Origin of the sequence: Kitasatospora sp. NPDC059722 (genome assembly GCF_042733235.1) — a bacterium.
GTDB lineage: Bacteria > Actinomycetota > Actinomycetes > Streptomycetales > Streptomycetaceae > Kitasatospora.
The window spans coordinates 1-20,296 of sequence record NZ_JBHWGD010000083.1; the positions used below are offsets into that span (position 1 = coordinate 1).

A 20,296-nucleotide genomic window follows, 5' to 3' on the forward strand; every position below is an offset into this window, starting at 1 on the left:
GCCCCCCCCCTATAGATACCCTTGGTTTGTCGTCGGCCGGGTCTGCTGTTTATAAGCCCCCGCCCCCAACCCCGCGGGGGCGCGCGGGGGGGGCCCCCCGCCCCGGGCTCTTGGTCACCCGGCGGCGACGGTCTCCCCGACGGCGGAGGCCGCGTCGTGGTGCCCGTCCGCGATGAACGCACGCCAGAGCCGCGCGTACGCCCCGTCGAGGGCGAGGAGTCCGGCGTGCGTGCCGTCCTCGACCACCCGGCCGTGGTCGAGGACGACGACCCGGTCGGCGCGTTCGGCGGTGGTCAGCCGGTGGGCGATCACCAGGGTGGTCCGTCCGCCGCTGAGCCGGTCGGCGGCGCTGTTCACGGCGGCCTCGGTGGCCAGGTCGAGCGCTGCGGTGGCCTCGTCGAGCAGCAGGATGTCCGGGTCGACCAGTTCGGCCCGGGCCAGCGCGATCAGCTGGCGCTGACCTGCCGAAAGGTTTCGCCCCCGGCCCGTGACCTCGTGGTCGTACCCGCCCGACAAGCGGACGATCATCTCGTGCGCGCCGACCGCCCGCGCCGCCGCCTCCACCTCGGCCGCCGTGGCCTCCGGCCGGCCGTAGGCGATCGCCTCCCGCACCGTGCCCGCGAACAGGTACGCCTCCTGCGGCACGACGCCGAGCCGGTGGCGGTACTGCGCGAGGTCGTACCGGGTGAGGTCGACCCCGTCGACCCGGACGGTGCCCTCGGTCGCGTCGTAGAAACGGGCGACCAGCTTCACCAGCGTCGACTTGCCGGCCCCCGTCTCGCCGACCAGCGCCACCGTCTGACCGGCGGGTATGTGCAGGTCCACCCCGGTGAGGACGTCCGGGGAACCGTCCGCACCGCCGTTGTAGGCGAAGCCGACGCCCTCGAAGGAGATCTCGCCGCGCAACCCCTTCTCGACCGGCACCGGCTCGGCCGCGACGGCGGTGGTCGTCGGCGTGCGCAGCAGCTCCCGGATCCGGCCGAGGCCGACCGCCGCCTGCTGGTAGCCGTCGAACACCTGGGAGAGCTGGTTCACCGGCGCGAAGAACAGGTCGATGTAGAGGAGGTAGGCGACGAGCGCGCCGACCGTCAGGGTGCCCGCGTCGACCCGGGCCGCGCCCACGATCAGCACCAGCGCGGCGGCCACGCTGGACAGGAACTGGACGAACGGGAAGTAGAGCGAGATGTAGAGCTGCGCCCGGACCCGCGCCTCCCGGTAGGCGACGCCCCGGGCGACGAAGCGGTCGGTGTTGGCGTCCAGGCGGCGGAACGCCTGGACGATCCGCATGCCGGCCACGTTCTCCTGGAGGTCGGCGTTGACGGTGCTGATCAGGTCCCGGGAGATCTCGTACTGGTCCCGGGACTTCCGGCGGAACACCAGTGTGGCGATCACCAGCAGCGGCAGCACCGCGAAGACCACCAGGGCCAGGCCCGCGTCGATGATCAGCAGGGCGGCGAAGATGCCGGCGAAGGTCAGCAGGCTGACCACGGCGGTGACGACCCCGGTCTGCAGGAAGGACGTCAGCGAGTCGAGGTCGGTGGTCATCCTGGTCATGATCCGGCCGGACAGCTCGCGCTCGTAGTAGTCCAGGCCGAGCCGGTTGAGGTGGGCGAAGATCTTGAGGCGGAGGGTGTAGAGCACGCGCTCGCCGGTGCGTCCGCTGACCCGGTTCTCGGCGCTCTGCACCAGCCAGTCCAGCAGGACGACCACCAGGGCGGCCACCGAGGCCACGGCGACCCCGGACATCAGGGTCTTGCTCACGCCCTGGTCGATGCCGTGCCGGATCAGGACCGGCAGCACCAGCGCGGCGCCCGCGTCCAGGGCGACCAGCAGCAGGGCCAGGGCGAGCGGGGCCCGGAAGGGGCGCAGCATCCGCCGGAGGGAGAAGTCCGGGTCGCCGGCCTCGGCCTCGGCGCGCGGTATCGCCGGGGTGTCGCCGGCGGGCGGGAGCGCGGCGACCTTGGCCAGCAGGTCGGGCTCGGCGGTGCGGGCCGCCTTGGTCAGGGCGGGAGTGGGGAGCTCGGGGGTGGGGAGCTCGGGGGTGGGGAGCTCGGAGGTGGGGCCGGGCGTTGGGGCCGCTTGGTTGTCGGGCGCGGTGTCGGGCACGGTACCGGGTACGGCGGCCGCTGTGGGGACAGTGTCCGTTGCGGGGTCGCGCTCGGGCTCAGGTGTGGCCCCGGGCGCGGTCCGGCCGGGTGTGCGGCCGGCCTCCGGGTCGGTGATCAGGGCCCGGTACTGGGGACATCGGGCCTCCAGTTCCTCGTGGGTGCCGATGTCCAGCAGCCGGCCGCGGTCCAGCACGGCGATCCGGTCGGCGAGTTGGAGGGTCGAGCGGCGGTGGGCGATCAGCAGCGTGGTGCGGCCGGTCATCACCGAGCGCAGTGCGTCGTGAATCTCCGCCTCGACCTGCGGGTCGACCGCGGACGTCGCGTCGTCCAGCAGGAGGATCCGCGGGTCGGTGAGGATCGCGCGGGCGAGGGCTATTCGCTGGCGCTGGCCGCCGGAGAGGGTGAGGCCCTGCTCGCCGACCTTGGTGTCGTAGCCGTCCGGCAGCGCGCGGACGAACTCGTCGGCCTGCGCGGCGCGCGCGGCGGCGACGACCTGTTCGTCGGTGGCATCGGGCCGGCCGTACGCGATGTTGGTGCGGACCGTCTCGGAGAAGAGGAAGCTCTCCTCGGGGACGATGCCGACGGCCGAGCGGACCGAGTCGAGAGTGAGGTCGCGCAGGTCGTGGCCGTACAGGCGGATGGCGCCGGCCGCCGGGTCGTAGAACCGGGGCACCAGTTGGGCCACCGTCGACTTGCCGGAGCCGGAGGCGCCGACGAGGGCCAGGGTCTCGCCGGGGGCGAGGGTCAGGTCCAGGCCGTGCAGGACGGGCACGGGGTGCTCGGGGTCGTAGCGGAACTCGACCCGGTCGAACTGCAGCGCCACGCCGGGCGTGCGCGGGCCGACCGTCGCAGTACCGGTCGCAGTACCGGCGGCGTCCCGGTGCGCGGCGGCGCCGGGGGCACCTTCGGGGGCGGCGACGGTGAGGTCGAGGGCCACCGCGTCCGGGCGCTCCTGGACCAGCGGGCGCTCGTCGATCAGCTGGAGGACGCGCTCGACGCCGGCCCGGGCCTGCTGGCCGACCGTGATGACCATGGTGAGCATCCGCACCGGGCCGGTCATCTGGGCGACGTACGTGGAGAAGGCGACGAAGGTGCCGAGCGAGACCCGCCCGTCCACGGCCAGCCAGCCACCGAAGGCCAGCACCGCGACCTGGGCGAGCGCCGGGATCGCCTGCATCGCCGGGTTGTAGCGGGCGTTGAGCCGGATCGAGCGCAGGCGGGCGGCGAAGAGGTTGCGGGAGGCGACCTCCAGCTTGTCCAGCTCCTGCGCCTCCTGGCCGAAGCCCTTGACCACGCGGACCCCGCCGATCGCCTCGTCCACGACGCCGGCGACGGCCGCGGCCTCCTGCTGGGCCGCCCAGGTCGAGGGGAACAGGCGCTTGCGGCTGAGCACGGTGACCCACCAGAGGGCGGGGGCCATCACGAGGGCGATCAGGGTGAGCGGCGGGGAGAGCCAGACCATCACGGCCGCCGACATGACGAACATCAGCAGGTAGCCGGTCATCATCGGCAGCATCGAGAGCAGCCCGTTGACCAGCTGGAGGTCCGACGTGGCGCGGCCGACCACCTGGCCGGTGTCCAGCCGGTCCTGGCGGTGGCCGTCGAGCCGGCCGAGCGAACGGAACAGGTCGCTGCGCAGGTCGTGCTGGACGTCGAGCGCGAGCTGACCGCCGTAGTAGCGGCGGACCTGCGTGCAGCCGAAGACCACGACGGCGGCGAGCAGCAGGACGACCGCCCAGGGGCCGAGCGAGCGGGAGTGCGTGGTGATGACGTCGTCGATGATCAGCTTGGTGACCAGCGGCACGAGCGAGGTGACGGCCATGCCGACGAGCGAGGCACCGAAGGCGAGCAGCAGGCTGCGCCGGGACCGCAGGCAGTAGCCGATCAGGCGGCGCAGCCAGCCGCCGGCCTCGGGGGACGCGGCGGTCGGCGGCGCCGTTGCGGTCGGCCCGGTCGGTGTCGCCGTTGCGGGCGGCGCGGTCGGCCCGGTCGGCGCGGTCGGCCCGGTCGGCGCTGGGGTTACGGGGGTCGTGGGGGCAGGCTGAGTCGCCGCGACCGCCGGGCCGGCCGGGGTCGCCGGGGGCACCAGGCTCTCGGGACCGGCCGCGGCGGTCGGTCCCGGTTTCGCGTCGGGGGCAGGTGGGCCGCTCGGGGATTGCTCCACCGTAGATCCGTGAGTCTCAGGCATATTTAGGGATGCTAACCATTCCGTCGGGACGCCGCCATGCCGTTTCCGGCCGGGCCGGGGTGCGGGGCGGGTCGGGCGCGCGCCCGGGCGCGCGCTCGCGACAGGCTCCGGCGGAGTGGCCAACAGCCCGCGGCCTGCGGTGATTCCCGCCCGGACACCCGGACGGACCAACCGGCCCCACTGTCACCAGGGTCGGCCACGCCCGCCCCGATCGCCCACCGGCCAGGGGGCGGCCAGGCGCCGTCCTTTGGACCTAGGTCCGGAGGCGGGACGGGAGCCGGTCGCGGCCGCTAGCACGGTCGGCCACGGGCGGCCTCGGGCGACGGCGCAGTCGACCCCTGGGCCAGCCACAGCCGCCTCAGGCGTGGGCGGACGCCGATTCGGCCGCCGCCGAAAACGCACCGTGGGCGAGGCTGTGCAGCAGCGCGGCCATGCCGTCGCGCTGGAGGCCGGGGCCGGGGCGATCGGCCTGGGCCGCCGGGTTGGGCCCGAGGCTGTGCGGGGTCGAGTTGATCAGGCCGAAGACGGCGTGCACCGCGGCGCGGGCGACCGGCTCGGCGGCGGGGTCGGCCAGCGCCGGGTAGGCCTGCCGGACCACGTCGACCCACAGCTCGACGTAGCCGCGCTGGAGCCGGCGGACGGTGCGGCGGTCCTCCTCCTTGAGGTTCAGCAGCTCGCGGTCGTGCAGGGTGATCAGGTCGCGGTCGTCGAGGGCGAACTCGACGTGGCCGCCGATCAGCGCGTCCAGCGCGGCGGCCGGGCCGTCGCCGCCGCCCGCGCGCCGGCGCCCCTCCTCCAGCAGGCGCTCGCTGATGCCGATCAACAGGTCGGCGAGCATCGCGTCCTTCCCGGCGAAGTGCCGGTAGAGACCGGGGCCGCTGATGCCGACGGCCTTGCCGATCTCGTCCACGCCCACGCCGAGGAAGCCCCGGGCGGCGAAGAGCCGGGCGGCTTCCCGGCGGATCTGGTCGCGGCGCGGGAGCGCGGTGGTTCCGGGGACGTTCGGCATGCCGCCCATCGTAGACAGTCGGGTTATCGCCCGTTAACCTGGGCGCGTAAGTTAACGTTAATTAACTTCAGGGAGAGCGGGCGCACCGGAACCCGGGCCACCCCGCCACCCGGTGCCGAGGGCAAGGGAGCTCTTGGGAATGGTCATCTCAACCGCCGGCGTATCCACCGGCGTCCATGGCAGCGCAGCGCGTGGTGGCGCGGCGGGCGGCGTAGCAGCGCCCGGGCCCGTACCGCCCGGGGCCGCCGCCCCCGCGCCCCGGCTCGGCACGGCCGCCGACCCGGCCTCCGAGGCCTACCGGTCCAACACCGAGGCGCACCGGGCGCTGGTCGCCGAGCTGCGCGAGAAGCTCGGCGCGGCCGCCCTCGGCGGCGGTGCCAAGGCCCGCGCCCGGCACACCGCGCGCGGCAAGCTGCTCCCCCGCGACCGCGTGGACACCCTGCTCGACCCCGCCTCGCCCTTCCTGGAGCTGGCCCCGCTGGCGGCCGACGGGATGTACGAGGGCGCCGCGCCCGCGGCCGGCGTCATCGCGGGCATCGGCCGGGTCGCCGGGCGCGAGGTGGTGGTCGTCGCCAACGACGCCACCGTCAAGGGCGGCACGTACTACCCGATGACGGTGAAGAAGCACCTGCGCGCCCAGGAGGTCGCGCTGGAGAACCGCCTCCCCTGCATCTACCTGGTGGACTCCGGCGGCGCGTTCCTCCCCATGCAGGACGAGGTGTTCCCCGACCGGGACCACTTCGGCCGGATCTTCTACAACCAGGCCCGGCTCTCGGCCGCGGGCATCCCGCAGATTGCCGCCGTGCTCGGCTCGTGCACGGCGGGCGGCGCGTACGTCCCGGCGATGAGCGACCAGGCCGTCATCGTCCGCAACCAGGGCACGATCTTCCTGGGCGGGCCGCCGCTGGTGAAGGCCGCCACCGGCGAGGTGGTCACCGCCGAGGAGCTGGGCGGCGGCGAGCTGCACTCCCGGACCTCCGGCGTGACCGACCACCTGGCCGAGGACGACGCCCACGCCCTCTCCATCGTCCGCACGATCGTGGCCGGCCTGGGCCCGCGCCCGGAGCGGCCGTGGCCGCTGGCCGCGGTCGAGCCGCCGGCCGTCGACCCGGCCGGCCTGTACGGGGCCGTCCCGGTGGACCCGCGCACGCCCTACGACGTGCGCGAGGTGATCGCCCGGCTGGTCGACGGCAGCCGGTTCGCCGAGTTCAAGGCCGAGTACGGCGCGACCCTGGTCACCGGGTTCGCCCGGATCCACGGCCACCCCGTCGGCATCGTCGCCAACAACGGCGTGCTGTTCTCCGAATCGGCCGTCAAGGGCGCCCACTTCATCGAGTTGTGCGACCAGCGCGGCATCCCCCTCCTCTTCCTGCAGAACATCACCGGCTTCATGGTCGGCCGGCAGTACGAGGCGGGCGGCATCGCCAAGCACGGCGCCAAGATGGTCAACGCCGTCGCCTGCACCCGCGTCCCGAAGCTGACGGTGGTGATCGGCGGCTCGTACGGAGCCGGCAACTACTCGATGTGCGGCCGGGCCTACTCACCTCGCTTCCTGTGGATGTGGCCGGGCGCGAAGATCTCCGTGATGGGCGGCGAGCAGGCGGCCTCCGTCCTCGCCACCGTCCGCCGTGACCAGTTGGAGGGGCACGGCGAGGAGTGGCCGGCCGAGGCGGAGGAGGAGTTCAAGCGACCCGTCCGCGAGCAGTACGAGCGCCAGGGCAACGCCTACTACGCCACGGCCCGGCTCTGGGACGACGGCGTGATCGACCCGATGGACACCCGCACCGTGGTCGGCCTCGCCCTCACCGCCTGCGCCAACTCCCCGCTGCCGCCGCCCGGTCCGTACGGCGTCTTCCGGATGTGACCCCGCGCTCCCCGGGCGGGGCCCCGCACCTCCCTTCCCCGCCCGGGGCGCACCCGCTCCCGGTGTGACCCCTCCGACGCCGGCCGCCGGGCCCATCGCCCGGGCCCGGACCCGGGCCCGCGCCCGGACCGTCCACCCCACCTCCTTCGTACGGCCCCCTCGACCCGGAGGAACGCCTCCCATGTTCGACACAGTTCTGGTCGCCAACCGCGGCGAGATCGCCCTCCGGGTGATCCGCACCCTGCGGCGGCTCGGCGTGCGCTCGGTCGCCGTGTTCAGCGACGCCGACGCCGACGCCCCGCACGTCCGCGAGGCCGACGTCGCCGTCCGGCTCGGCCCGGCCGACCGCAGCGACAGCTCGGCCGCCGAGACCTACCTGCGGACCGACCAGATCCTCGCCGCCGCCCGGCGCACCGGCGCCCAGGCCGTCCACCCCGGCTACGGCTTCCTCGCCGAGAACGCCGCCTTCGCCCGCGCCTGCGCGGACGCGGGCCTCGTCTTCATCGGTCCTCCTCCCGGTGCGGTCGAGCTGATGGGTGACAAGATCAACGCCAAGGAGGCCGTCCGGACCGCCGGCGTCCCGGTGGTCCCGGGCAGCCGGGCCACCGCGCCCACCGACGACGAACTCGTCGCCGCCGCGGACGAGATCGGCTACCCCGTCCTCCTCAAGCCGTCCGCCGGCGGCGGTGGCAAGGGCATGCGGCTCGTGCGGGACCCGGCCGAACTGCGGACCGAGATCGCCGCCGCGCGCCGTGTCGCCCGGACGGCCTTCGGCGACGACACCCTGCTCCTGGAGCGCTGGGTGGACCGCCCCCGCCACATCGAGGTGCAGGTGCTCGCCGACGCCCACGGCACCACCGTCCACCTCGGCGAGCGCGAGTGCAGCCTCCAGCGCCGCCACCAGAAACTGATCGAAGAGGCACCCTCCGTCCTGCTCAACGCCGAGACCCGGGCCGCGATGGGAGCCGCGGCCGTCCGCGCCGCGGAGTCCTGCGGCTACACCGGGGCCGGCACCGTGGAGTTCATCGTCCCCGGCATCGACCCGGACTCCCCCGCCCCCGACTCCCCCGAGGGCGTGCGGGAGTTCTTCTTCATGGAGATGAACACCCGTCTCCAGGTGGAACACCCCGTCACCGAGCTGGCCATCGCCGTCGCCGACCCGGACGGCGGCCGCCCCCGCCGTCTGGACCTGGTCGAGTGGCAGCTGCGCGTCGCCGCCGGCGAGCGCCTCACCTTCGGTCAGTCCGACATCTCCTTCCTGGGCCACGCCATCGAGGCCCGCATCTGCGCCGAGGACCCGGAACGGGACTTCCTGCCCACCGGCGGACGGATCCTGGTGCTCGACGAGCCGCAGGGCGAGGGCATCCGGGTCGACTCCGGGGTCGCCCCCGGAAGCGTCATCACCAGTGCCTACGACCCGATGCTCGCCAAGGTCATCGCGTACGGGCCCGACCGCCCGACCGCGCTCCGCCGCCTGCGCGCCGCGCTGGCCGACACCCGCATCCTGGGCGTCACCACCAACACCGGCTTCCTGCGGCGACTGCTCGCCCACCCCGACGTCGTCGCCGGCCGACTGGACACCGGCCTGGTGGAACAGACCGTCCGGCAACAGCCCGCCCTGCTGGCCTCGCCGCACTCGCCCGCGACGGCCACCGACTCGGCAGCCGACCAGGCCGACCGAACCTCCCCGACCGACCACGCGGCCCCGGCCGACCCGGCCGCGACCGACGGATATCCCGCACCCGTCCACCTCCTCTACTACGCGGCCGCCCTCGCGCGGCACGCGGACCTCACCCCGGCCGCCGACTCCGGCGGCTGGACCGACCCCTTCTCCCTCCCCTCCGGCTGGCGCCTGGGCGGCGCACCCGCCTGGACCACCCACCGGCTCCGGGCCCCCGGCCAGGACCCCGTCTCGGTGCGCATCCGTTCGATCACTGCCGGCAACGTAGCCGACGCCACCGACATTCCCGGCAATGTCACCCTTGAGGTGGAAATCGGACTCGGCTCCGGCCCGGCCCACCGGGCCCGGGCGGTCCGCACCGCCGACCGGCTGCACCTGACGGTCGACGGCCTGCAGACCTCCTTCGCGCTGACCGTCGACGACACCCCCGGGGGCGCCGGCGCCCCGGTGACCTGGCTCGGCGTCGAGGGCGACGCCTGGCCCCTGCACAGCCACGACGCGGTCGGCGAGGGCGCCGCCGCGGCCGGCGCCCACCACGGCGCCCTCACCGCCCCGATGCCCGGCACCGTCACCGTCGTCAAGACCGCGACGGGCGAGGCGGTCCGCAAGGGCCAGGCCCTGCTCGTCCTGGAGGCCATGAAGATGGAACACGTGATCTCCGCTCCGCACGACGGAGTCGTGAGCGAGCTCCGCGCCACCGCCGGGGCCACCGTCGCGATGGAGGAGCTGCTGGTCGTGGTCACCCCCACGGAGGAGGGCGCGGACGTTCCCGCGGGCGCCCCCACCGGCGCGGACGCGACCGCCACGAGCCCGGCGGAGGTGCGGTCGTGACCACCGCCTCCCCCGCCCACGAGCCCGACGCGCTCGAACTCGGCCTGCCCGACCCCGTCCGCGCCCCCGGCCTGCCGGAGGAGGTCCGGATCCACGAGGTCGGACCGCGCGACGGGCTGCAGAACGAGAGCGCCCTGGTGCCCGTCGAGGTCAAGGCCGAGTTCATCGCCAGGCTCGCCGCCGCCGGGCTGCGGACGGTCGAGGCCACCAGCTTCGTCCACCCCAAGTGGGTGCCGCAGCTCGCCGACGCCGAGGACCTGGTACCCCGGCTGGCCGACCTGCCCGGGCGCCACCCCGGGCTGCGCCTGCCCGTCCTGGTGCCCAACGAGCGCGGCCTCGACCGCGCGCTCGCCCACCACGCCGCCGACATCGCGGTGTTCGCCAGTGCCACCGAGACCTTCGCGCGCCGCAACCTCAACCGCTCGGCGGACGAGGCGATGGCGATGTTCCGCCCGGTCGTCGAGCGCGCCACGGCGGCCGGGGTCGCGGTCCGCGGCTACCTCTCGATGTGCTTCGGCGACCCGTGGGAGGGCCCCGTCCCGGTCTCCCAGGTGGTCCGCCACGGCGTCGCGCTGCTGGAGATGGGCTGCACCGAGCTGAGCCTCGGCGACACGATCGGCGTGGCCACCCCGGGGCAGGTCGCCGGCCTGCTCGCCGCGTTCGCCGCAGCGGGGGTGCCGGCCGAGCGGCTCGCGGTGCACTTCCACGACACCTACGGCCAGGCGCTCAGCAACACGCTCGCGGCGCTCCGCGAGGGCGTCACCACCGTCGACGCCTCGGCCGGCGGCCTGGGCGGCTGCCCGTACGCCAAGAGCGCGACCGGCAACCTCGCCACCGAGGACCTCGTGTGGATGCTGCACGGCCTCGGCGTCCGGACCGGCGTGGACCTGCGCGCGCTGGTCGCCACCAGTGGCTGGATGGCCGAGCGCCTCGGCCGCCCGAGCCCCTCCCGCACCGTCCAGGCGCTGCTCGGCGCCGCCCGGGGCTGACCGTCCCGGATCGCCGTCCGGCGTCCCCCGTCCACTCGGACGACCTTCTTTCCAGACGACCACCCCACGCGACCGTCACACCATCGGACGGACGCCGGTCACCCCGCTCACGCCCGCGGCCACCCCGGCCGGGCGGCCCCAGGAGGAACACCGTGTTCGATCACCGGCTGAACAGCGAGTACGAGGACCTGCGGCGCACCGTCGCCGAGTTCGCCCAGGACGTGGTGGCGCCGAAGATCGGCGAGTTCTACGAGCGGGAGGAGTTCCCGTACGAGATCGTCCGCGAGATGGGGCGGATGGGCCTGTTCGGCCTGCCCTTCCCCGAGGAGTACGGCGGCATGGGCGGCGACTACTTCGCGCTCGGCCTCGCGCTGGAGGAACTCGCCCGGGTCGACTCCTCGGTGGCCATCACCCTGGAGGCGGCGGTCTCCCTCGGCGCCATGCCGATCTACCGCTTCGGCACCGAGGAGCAGAAGCGCGAGTGGCTGCCGCGGCTCACCTCGGGCGAGCTCCTCGGCGCCTTCGGCCTGACCGAGCCCGAGGGCGGCTCGGACGCCGGCGCGACCCGCACGACGGCCCGCTACGACGAGGCCACCGACGAGTGGGTCATCAACGGCACGAAGTGCTTCATCACCAACTCCGGGACGGACATCACCGGGCTGGTCACCGTCACCGCCCTCACGGAACCGCTCGCTCGTTCGAGTGAAGAGGGCGAATTCCGCTCGCCAACGCGCGAGATCTCTTCCATCATCGTGCCCACCGGGACCCCGGGGTTCCAGGTCTCGAAGAAGTACTCGAAGGTCGGGTGGAACGCATCCGACACCCGCGAACTGTCCTTTACCGACTGCCGTGTTCCCGCGGCCAACCTGCTGGGCGAGCGTGGCCGAGGCTACGCCCAGTTCCTGCGGATCCTCGACGAGGGCCGCATCGCGATCGCGGCCCTGGCCACCGGCCTGGCCCAGGGCTGCGTCGACGAGTCCGTCGCGTACGCCGGCACGCGCCGGGCCTTCGGCCGGCCGATCGGTGCCAACCAGGCCATCCAGTTCAAGCTCGCCGACATGGAGCTGCGCGCCCACACCTCCCGCCTGGCCTGGCGGGACGCCGCTTCCCGGCTGCTGCACGGAGAACCGTTCAAGAAGGAGGCCGCCATCGCGAAGCTGTACTCGTCCGAGGCCGCCGTCGACAACGCGCGCGAGGCGACGCAGATCCACGGCGGGTACGGCTTCATGAACGAATTCCCGGTCGCCCGTTTCTGGCGCGACTGCAAGATCCTGGAGATCGGCGAGGGCACGTCGGAGGTCCAGCGCATGCTCATCGCCCGGGAGCTCGGCGTCACGTCCTGAACCGCACCCTGCGGGGGTAACGCCCGCCCCCGCAGGGACGGTTGGGGCAGGCGACCGGGGCCGGCCGTCCGCGGTGGTCGGCAGCTGCGGCCACCTCCGGCGGACGGCGACAGCCGTGGGCCCGCGCCGGAGCGGGACGGCGAGGGGATGGACGCGAGGGGATGGACGCCGGGCTGGTGCGGCGTCAGGGGATGACGATCACCGGTCGGTTGGCGCGGCGCGCCAGCCGGCCGGAGACCGAACCGAAGATCTTGCCGAGCAGGCCGTGCGTCGTCCCGACGACGATGGCGTCGGCGGCGTACTCGCGGCCGACCTCCTCGATCTCGTGGCAGATGTCGCCGCCGCGCTCGACCAGGATCCACGGCACGCCGGCGAGGAAGTCGGCACAGGCGAGCTCCAGGCCCAGCACCTCGGTGCGGTGGTCCGGGAGGTCCACGAAGACGGGAGGCTCACAACCCGCCCAGACCGTGGCGGGCAGGCGGTTGGCGACGTGCACGATCACCAGGCCGCACTGCGAACGGCGGGCCATGCCCACCGCGTAGGCGAGGGCTCTCTCGCTGGACAGCGAGCCGTCGAAGCCGACGACCACGCCGTGCTGGAAGGCAGGGTCGCAGGCGCGGCCGGGCTCGTCCTGGACGATCGGCTCGGTGTGCGCGGACCGGCCGGACGTCTCCGGGCGGTCGGCGCCCGGGCCCAGGCGCCCGCTCACCGCGGGCTCCGTGCGGTCGGCCGCGGGCTCACCGCGCCGTCGGCGGTCACCGGGACGACCACCGGCGCGGTCGCGGCGGACGATGTCGCGCAGCGAGCGCGCGAAGCCCTGCACGCCGCCGTGCGCGGGCTCGTGGTGCTCTGCGCGGTGGGCGCCGCCGGGAGCGCCCGCGTCGGGCCGGCCGGAGCCTGCGCGGCCGGAGTCCGCTTGGCCGGCGTCCGCACGGCCGGTGACTCCATCGCCGGTGGCTCCGTCGCCGGTATCTGCGCGGCCGGTGTCTGCACGGCCAACGCCCGCGCGTTCGGCATCTGCACGGTCAGCATCTCCACGGCCGGTGTCCGCACAGCCGGAATGCGCACGGCTCGAATCCACCTGGCCGGAATGCGCACGGTCGGCGTCGTCGCGCGGAGCGGAGTCGCCTCCGGTCGCTGGGCCCGTGCCACGGGGAGCGTCCGGTTCAACCGGTCGGGAGAACTCAAAACCAGCCATGGCTCACGGCTCTTCGCGGGAGAGGGGCCGACAGGAGAGGACAACGCTGCCCGGGGAGCAGGCCCGCCCACGGGATGACATCGGTCTGCGCCGCCCAGCACCGTTTGTGACCTGTTCCTTTCAGAGTACGACGGGCGTGAGGCCCAGCCCAGCGGCGAAGCCCCGGGGAGCCGTTGTTCCCGCGAAAGGGGGATGCGCCCACCGAGACCGCGCGCCCCGCTCGCAAGCCTTCGCGCCCCCTCCGGAAAGGAGGTTCCCTGGAGCTTGACTGAGCGAACCGGACCGCGCAACAGGCCCACGGGACACCGTGACCGGACTGTCATTGATCGGCGACGATCCGTCGCGGGCCGTCGCGACCCGTGACGTCACACCCGTCCCACCAGGCCTGTTCCGCCCCACCGGCACACCGGTCCGCAGCACCCGTTTCAGCCACTTCGTGCGGGTTCGCGACGCGCTCTGGCATTTGCCAGGTGCATAGGCGCGGGCACTGGCACCATGCTCGGCATGCCCCTGCTCCTGTTCGACCTCGACAACACGCTGCTCCCCAGGGACGCCGCTTTCCGGGCCTGGGCGCAGGACTTCCTGTCCGAACGCGACCTGCCGCCCGGAGACGTCGACTGGTTCGTCACCCTGGACGGCGGCGGCTACGTGCCGCGCAGCACCGTACTGTCCGCCGTCCGGCGCCGCTACGGGTTGGACGCCTCTTCCGACGACCTGCTCGACCACTACCGACACGGCATCAACTCGCACATCCACTGCCCGCCCCGACACGTCGAAGCGCTGCGGGCGGCCCGGGCCGCCGGGTGGACCCTCGGCATCGTCAGCAACGGCGGGACGGGCCCCCAGTCGGAGAAGATCCTGCGGACCGGGCTCGGCCCGCTGGTCGACGGCTGGGTCATCTCCGAGGAGGCCGACTGCGTCAAGCCCGACCCGCTGATCTTCGAGATCGCCGCCCGGCGGTGCGGCGTCTCCCCCACCGGCGACTGGGCCGCGAACACCTGGATGGTCGGGGACCACGCGCCGGCCGACATCGCCGGAGCGGAGCTGACCGGTCTGCGCAGCGTCTGGCTGCACCACGGCCGGCCCTGGGCCGAGATCGGCTACCGGCCGACGCTGAAGGCCGCCGGCCTGCCGGAGGCCGTCGGCCAGGTGCTGGCCGCGCGCAACGCGCCGTCCGTCCGGGCGGGCGTCCGCGCGGGCGTGCCGGTCCGGCGGCGACCGGCCGCGCAGACGCGCGTGGTGGCCGCCTCGGCGGGCAGCGCTGCGAGCGGGCAGGCGGCCGTGACGGCGCTCATCGGCGCGCGGTCCGGCGTACGGCCGACAGCGTCCGCCTCGGAGGGCTCGCGTGCGCCTGTTCCCGTGAACGCCGGGGCGGGCGGCACAGGAGGACCGGAGGCGGGGGTCGCTGTCCGAAACCGCTCAGGTGAGCTTGCCGTGATCGTCGCGGAGCACAACGAGGCGGGCGCGAACGGTGCGGGCACGCCCGTCGAGCGTCCAACGGCGTTGCTCCCCAGGGCGGATGGGCCCGTGCGAACCAGGTTCGCCGTCCCGTTGGAGGCGCTGCCGACGGCAGCGGCGCGGTAGGTCGGCGGCAAGAAGCCGACAACAGGAGGTCGTCGGCAAGGCCGTCGTACCGGGGCTACTCCTGCGCCCGGGCCGCTGGCGCGGTCCGGGTCCACCAGCACGTGCGCCCCTGGTCGGCGAACCCGAGCCTGCGGTAGAGCGGTTCGCCGACGGCGGTGGCGACCAGCGTCGCCGGGCGGTCGGGTCGGGCCGCCGCCAGGGCGGTCTCCAGCACGGCGCGCGCCACGCCCCGGCCGCGGGCGAAGGGCAGCGTGGCGAGCCAGTACACCCCGGTGGCGCGGCCGTCGTCGTAGGTGAGGCAGGCGCCCGCCGGCGTGCCGTCGAGGCGTCCCAGCCACACCCGGCAGCCGGAGTCGTGCAGCATCCGCTCCGGGACCGCCTCGCCGCGTGTCCAGGGTTGCCGGGCGGGCTGCGGAAAACCGTCGACGATCACGCGTTCCGCGGCGGCGAGGGTGCCGCCGTCCACCACCTCATCCACCGTCAGGGAACCTCCGCCCGCCGCCTCACGGGCGTACGGCAGCGACCGCCCACCGCCCCCGACCCGGCCCGGCTCACGGACCATCACCGGCATGACCGGCAGGCGGGTGGCTCCGAGGCCGGTCAGGTCGAGGCCGCCGTACGGGTCCTCCAGGGTGAAGCGGCCGGTGGACCAGGCCGCCAGGAGCTCGCCCAACTCCGCTTCCGGCAGAGCCGGTTCGGTGTACGGGCGGGTGATCAGGACGCGGTGCGGGTCATCCGGCGTGCGGGCGCAGCGGACGGCGGTGAGGGCGCCGCCGGTGCGGGTCCGCCAGCCGTGCGCCCGGGCCTGGCCGAGCCAGAAGGCGGCGGCGTTGTCGTTGGCCTGTTCGAGCCGGCGCGGATCGTTCACGACTGGACGGTAACCCGGGCCGTCACGCCGGCCGCGGCCCGCCCGGACCCTGGCCGAATGAAGCCAGGGAGGCGCACTTCCGCCGACTTGTGCGCCCTCCCGTGCACCGCCGATTTTCGGTCAATTTCTGGCCGGTCCCTCCCGCTTGGGCAAATCCGCAGCCCAGACCCGCCGGCCGGGCGCCCCGGAGCCGGACGCCCCAGGAGCGGCCCCGCGACAACCAGCCACCGTTACACCGGCCCTCTTCCCAGAAGGGTCGACGGGTGCCACGCTTCGTGATCGAATGCATCACGCCAAATTGCCATGTCGACATAGCGTCGGATGGTGAACTTGTCACAACGGCAACGGTCCACCCGATAGATTTCGATCTTGGCTAGCAGTGCCGCACCACCCACACCACACCACCGAGGGGGCTTGAGCGCCTTGAGCAGGGTGAGCAGGAGCGACGCGGGTCCTGACAGCGGCCAGACGGTGGCCGGCATCGCGGGTCGCCCCGCGAGAAGCGCTGGCACCTCCGCGATCGCCGCCACCACCCGCAACTCCGGCACCTCCGGCACCGCTTCGTACCCCTCCCACTCCGCCGGACCGAACGCTCCGGCCGCCCACTCCGCCGCGCCCGGCGCCCCTTCCTACGGCGCGTCCCCGGAGCACGGCGGACCGGCCGTCAGCCGAGGCCCCATCAACCCCGGCCAGCCGTACGGCTCCGGCGGTGCGGGCGCGGCATACGGATCCGGCACCGCAGGCCCGGGCTACGGATCCGGCACCGCGGGCGCGGGTTACGGCTCCGGAGCCGCGGGCCAGGGTTACGGATCCGGCGGCGCGGGCCAGGGTTACGGCGCGGACTACCCCGTCTACCCGGGCACGCCCGGCGCTCCCGGCCTGCCCGGCGGCTCCACCGGCACGCTCGGCGGACTCGGCCTCGGCCCGGGCGTGGGCGTCGCGGGCGGGCACGGTCCGCTCGGACACGGCGCTCCGCACGGTCCGGCACACGGCGGTGCCCACGGCGGCCCGCTCGGCGAGCGGTCCGGCGCGAACGGCTCCGCGACGGCGGTGATGACCGCCGCGCCGCGCAAGCTGTCCGGCCGGCGCCGCCGCGAGACCGTCGCGGTGCTGATCTTCGGCGGTGCCCCGATCTTCGAGAGCTCGATCCCGCTCTCCGTCTTCGGGGTCGACCGCCAGGACGCCGGGGTGCCGCGCTACCGCCTGCTGGTGTGCGCCGGGGAGGAGGGCCCGCTCGCCACCACCGGCGGCCTCACCCTCTCCGCCCCCTACGGCCTGGAGGCCCTGGCCCGGGCCGGCACGATCGTCGTACCGGCCTGGCGGTCGATCTCGCAGCCGCCGCCGGTCGAGGCGATCACCGCCCTGCGCAAGGCGCACCACGAGGGTGCGCGGATCATCGGCCTGTGCACCGGCGCGTTCGTGCTCGCCGCGGCCGGCCTGCTCGACGGGCGGCCGGCGACCACCCACTGGATGTACGCCCCGACCCTCGCCAAGCGCTACCCGCGGGTGCACGTCGACCCGCGTGAGCTCTTCGTCGACGACGGCGACGTGCTGACCTCGGCCGGCACCGCCGCCGGCATCGACCTCTGCCTGCACGTGGTGCGCAGCGACCACGGCGCCGAGGCGGCCAACGCGCTCGCCCGCCGGCTGGTGGTGCCGAGCCGCCGCAGCGGTGGAGGACAGGCCCAGTACATCGATCAGTCTTTACCGGAGGAGATCGGCAACGACCCGCTGGCCGAGGTGGTCACGTGGGCGCTGGAGAACCTCAACCAGCAGTTCGACGTCGAGGTGCTGGCGGCTCGCGCCTACATGAGCCGGCGCACCTTCGACCGGAGGTTCCGCACGCTCACCGGCAGCGCGCCGCTGCAGTGGCTGATCACCCAGCGGGTGCTCCAGGCGCAGCGGCTGCTGGAGACGTCGGAGCTGTCGGTGGACGACGTCGCGCGGCGGTGCGGGTTCCGTTCGCCGGTGGCGCTGCGCGGGCACTTCCGCCGTCAGCTCGGGGTCTCGCCGGCCGCCTACCGGACCGGCTACCGGGCGCGTCGGCCCGGCCCGCAGACCGCGGGACCGGCCGGTCCGCACGGGGCGGCCACCGCGACGGCGGCGGGCGGCGGCGCGTTCGGCGGGGTGCACGGCCAGCAGCCGGCGCACGCGTTCCCGGCGGCGGCCGGCAGTCCGGTGCTGCCCGCGCAGCACGGTCAGCACCCGCAGCACGGGCAGGCGGCGGCGCACGGCCAGCCGGGCGGCCACGGTCAGGCCGGTCCGCACGGCCAGCCGGGTCCGTTCGGTCCCGGTCCCGCCGGTGCGCAGGCCCCGCAGCCGCACCACGCGCGCCCCGGTCAGGCGTACCCGTACCAGCAGGCCGCGCAGCAGCCGTACCCCGGGCAGCCGGGTGCGGCGCGCGGTCCGGTGCGGCCGCCGCTCGTGCCGCCGCAGGCCGGTCCGGGCGCGGGCCGTCCGCCGCGCACGGCCGAGCACGCGGCGACCGAGGACGGGCTCCCGCAGCCGGGTGCGCGCGGCCAGGGGCAGGGTCACCGGAGCGCGGTCGAGCGGCCGGCGGACGAGCCGGGTGGCGCCGGGGCGGTGCGCGGTCACGGCTCGCCCGGCGGGCAGCCGGTGTCCGGCGGCGACGTCCGGGCGCGTCAGGCCCGGGCGCCGCAGGTCCGTCCGCAGGGCGGGCGCGCGGCGGCGGCCGACGGCGGCCGTGCCGCGGCGAGGGAGGCCAGGCCCGGACGGGACGGCCACCCCGTCCGCCCGGACCGGGAGGCCGACCACACCGGCGCCGCGGAGCACCGCGACCTCGGTGAGCACGGCGACCACGCGGACGGCCTCGGGCCGGACGAACGGTCCGCCGAGGCGCTCGCCCAGGCCCCCCGCTCGGCTCCACCGGTCCCCGCGGCGCGTGATCGCGCCGTAGGGTGAGTTGCGTGAATGACCGTTTGGTATGGATCGACTGTGAAATGACCGGCCTCGACCTCGACCGGGACGCCCTGGTCGAGGTCGCGGCGCTGGTGACGGACTCCGAGCTGAACATCCTCGGCGAGGGTGTCGACGTCATCATCCGCCCGCCCGCGGAGGCGCTGGCGAACATGCCCGAGGTGGTGCGCGCCATGCACACCTCCTCCGGGCTGCTCGACGAGCTCGAGCACGGGGTGACGCTCGCCGAGGCCGAGGAGCGGGTGCTCGCGTACGTGCGCCAGCACGTGCCGGAGGCCGGCAAGACGCCGCTGTGCGGGAATTCGGTGGCCACCGACCGCGGCTTCCTGGCCCGGGACATGCCCGCCCTGGAGGGCCACCTGCACTACCGGATCGTGGACGTCTCCTCGATCAAGGAGCTGTCCCGCCGCTGGTACCCGAAGGCGTACTACAACAGCCCGCAGAAGGGCGGCAACCACCGCGCGCTCGCCGACATCCGTGAGAGCATCGACGAACTGCGGTACTACCGCGAGGCGGTGTTCGTCCCCCAGCCCGGCCCGGACACCGACACCGCGCGCGCGATCGCCGAGAAGTACCGGCCCGCGACGGACTGACCCGCCGCACCAACCCGCGCACCCACCCGGCGGGGGGGGCCCCCCGCGGGCGGGGGGGCGCGGGGGGGGGGCGGCCGCGCGGCGGGCCGCCCCCCCCCCCCGCCCCCCGCCGCCCGCGCCCCCACACCCCCCCCCCACCCCCCCCCCCCCCCCCGCGGCGCGCGCGGCCCGCCCCCCCCCCCCCGGCGCTCCGGTAGGGCTCCGCGAGGGGTCCGCGCACGCCTGCGGGAAACCCTGGCGCGAGCACCCTCTCGGATCCTGTAGAGTTCTTCCTGTCGGAACGGGAACGCGAAGAGCGGGAACGGGCCGGACAGATGGTGGGTGTAGCTCAGTTGGTAGAGCACCTGGTTGTGGTCCAGGTGGCCGCGGGTTCGAGTCCCGTCACTCACCCCACGAGCCCGAGGGGCCGATCTCTTCAAGAGGTCGGCCCCTCGGGCGTTTTCGCGTTCCCTCATATCGGGCTCCCGCACCGCCCGTCGAGGACGGGCCTGTCGCCGGAAGCTACCGAGCAGTAACATCGTCCGCATGACGACACCTTCGATCGGCCAGATGCTCGACGCCACCGTCCCGATGGCGCGCACCCTCAAGCTCGAGTACCTGGAGACCACCCCGGAGCGCGCCGTGCTCCGGCTGCCCGACCAGCCCGAGTACCACAACCACGTCGGCGGGCCGCACGCCGGCGCGATGTTCACCCTCGCCGAGTCCGCCAGCGGCTGCATCGTGCTCGCCGCCTTCGGCGACCAGCTCTCGCGCGCCGTGCCGCTCGCCGTCAACGCCGAGATCGCGTACAAGAAGCTCGCGATGGGCGAGGTCACCGCGACCGCCGTGCTGGGCCGCCCGGCCGCCGACATCGTCGCCGAGCTGGACGCGGGCGAGCGCCCGGAGTTCCCCGTCACCGTCGAGATCACCCGGGCCGACGGCGCCGTCACCGGTGTGATGACGGTCACTTGGACCCTGCGCCCCAACTCCTGACCGCCGCGCGGTCCGGGGGGGGGGGGGGGGGCCCCCCCCCCCCGCCCCCCCCGGCCCCCCGGCCCCCCCCCCGGCCCCCCCCCCCCCCCCACGGAGAGCCCAGCCCACGCCCCCCGCACACCACCCCCCCC

The 20,296-nt window shown here is 74.7% G+C and carries 11 protein-coding genes, 1 tRNA gene and 1 pseudogene; 9 read left to right on the top strand and 4 right to left on the bottom strand.

What is annotated here, in order from left to right; translation table 11 throughout:
* Window positions 1-114 precede the first annotated feature (114 nt).
* Entirely contained in the window at window positions 115-4,005 is a 3,891-nt protein-coding gene (locus tag ACFV4F_RS34695; protein WP_380508670.1) for an ABC transporter transmembrane domain-containing protein, read from the bottom strand.
* Between the two features lie 649 nt (window positions 4,006-4,654).
* Window positions 4,655-5,305 (bottom strand): TetR/AcrR family transcriptional regulator, encoded by a 651-nt coding sequence (locus ACFV4F_RS34700; protein ID WP_380445964.1) that lies wholly within the window; start codon window positions 5,303-5,305, stop codon window positions 4,655-4,657.
* 139 nt (window positions 5,306-5,444) lie between these two features.
* On the opposite strand from ACFV4F_RS34700, the gene ACFV4F_RS34705 reads away from it, so the two are divergent.
* The 4 genes from ACFV4F_RS34705 to ACFV4F_RS34720 all read left to right on the top strand — a co-directional run bounded on the left by ACFV4F_RS34705 (window position 5,445) and on the right by ACFV4F_RS34720 (window position 12,013).
* Window positions 5,445-7,169, top strand: a complete 1,725-nt coding sequence (locus ACFV4F_RS34705) for a carboxyl transferase domain-containing protein (protein WP_380508637.1) — start codon at window positions 5,445-5,447, stop codon at window positions 7,167-7,169.
* 181 nt (window positions 7,170-7,350) lie between these two features.
* Window positions 7,351-9,681 carry an acetyl/propionyl/methylcrotonyl-CoA carboxylase subunit alpha gene (locus ACFV4F_RS34710; RefSeq protein WP_380508639.1) on the top strand — a complete coding sequence of 777 codons (2,331 nt, stop codon included), beginning with the start codon at window positions 7,351-7,353 and terminating at the stop codon, window positions 9,679-9,681.
* Window positions 9,678-10,670, top strand: coding sequence for a hydroxymethylglutaryl-CoA lyase (locus ACFV4F_RS34715; RefSeq protein ID WP_380508641.1), 993 nt, complete (start codon window positions 9,678-9,680; stop codon window positions 10,668-10,670). The genes ACFV4F_RS34710 and ACFV4F_RS34715 overlap by 4 nt, the downstream gene beginning before the upstream one ends.
* Window positions 10,671-10,822: 152 nt before the next feature.
* The gene (locus ACFV4F_RS34720) at window positions 10,823-12,013 is read left to right on the top strand and encodes an acyl-CoA dehydrogenase family protein (RefSeq protein ID WP_380445960.1); all 1,191 of its coding nucleotides are present in this window, start codon (window positions 10,823-10,825) and stop codon (window positions 12,011-12,013) included.
* Window positions 12,014-12,197: 184 nt separating this feature from the next.
* Here ACFV4F_RS34720 and ACFV4F_RS34725 read toward each other — a convergent pair whose 3' ends face one another.
* Window positions 12,198-12,653 carry a universal stress protein gene (locus ACFV4F_RS34725; protein WP_380445965.1) on the bottom strand — a complete coding sequence of 152 codons (456 nt, stop codon included), beginning with the start codon at window positions 12,651-12,653 and terminating at the stop codon, window positions 12,198-12,200.
* A gap of 1,062 nt (window positions 12,654-13,715) precedes the next feature.
* Here ACFV4F_RS34725 and ACFV4F_RS34730 point away from each other — a divergent pair.
* Window positions 13,716-14,795, top strand: a complete 1,080-nt coding sequence (locus tag ACFV4F_RS34730; RefSeq protein WP_380508643.1) for an HAD family hydrolase — start codon at window positions 13,716-13,718, stop codon at window positions 14,793-14,795.
* Window positions 14,796-14,850: 55 nt separating this feature from the next.
* Here ACFV4F_RS34730 and ACFV4F_RS34735 read toward each other — a convergent pair whose 3' ends face one another.
* On the bottom strand, window positions 14,851-15,663 hold the full coding sequence (locus tag ACFV4F_RS34735) for a GNAT family N-acetyltransferase (protein WP_380508646.1): 813 nt from the start codon (window positions 15,661-15,663) through the stop codon (window positions 14,851-14,853).
* A 1,053-nt stretch (window positions 15,664-16,716) separates the two neighbouring features.
* On the opposite strand from ACFV4F_RS34735, the pseudogene ACFV4F_RS34740 reads away from it, so the two are divergent.
* The 4 genes and pseudogenes from ACFV4F_RS34740 to ACFV4F_RS34755 form a co-directional block, all read left to right on the top strand.
* Window positions 16,717-17,716 (top strand): annotated as a pseudogene (locus ACFV4F_RS34740) (helix-turn-helix domain-containing protein); the annotation flags it as partial.
* Between the two features lie 874 nt (window positions 17,717-18,590).
* Window positions 18,591-19,193 carry an oligoribonuclease gene (gene orn / locus ACFV4F_RS34745; RefSeq protein ID WP_359974490.1) on the top strand — a complete coding sequence of 201 codons (603 nt, stop codon included), beginning with the start codon at window positions 18,591-18,593 and terminating at the stop codon, window positions 19,191-19,193.
* 317 nt (window positions 19,194-19,510) lie between these two features.
* A tRNA-His gene (locus ACFV4F_RS34750) sits at window positions 19,511-19,586 on the top strand.
* A 132-nt stretch (window positions 19,587-19,718) separates the two neighbouring features.
* A complete protein-coding gene (locus ACFV4F_RS34755) occupies window positions 19,719-20,165 on the top strand; it encodes a DUF4442 domain-containing protein (RefSeq protein ID WP_329929065.1) in 447 nt (148 codons plus the stop codon).
* Window positions 20,166-20,296 lie beyond the last annotated feature (131 nt).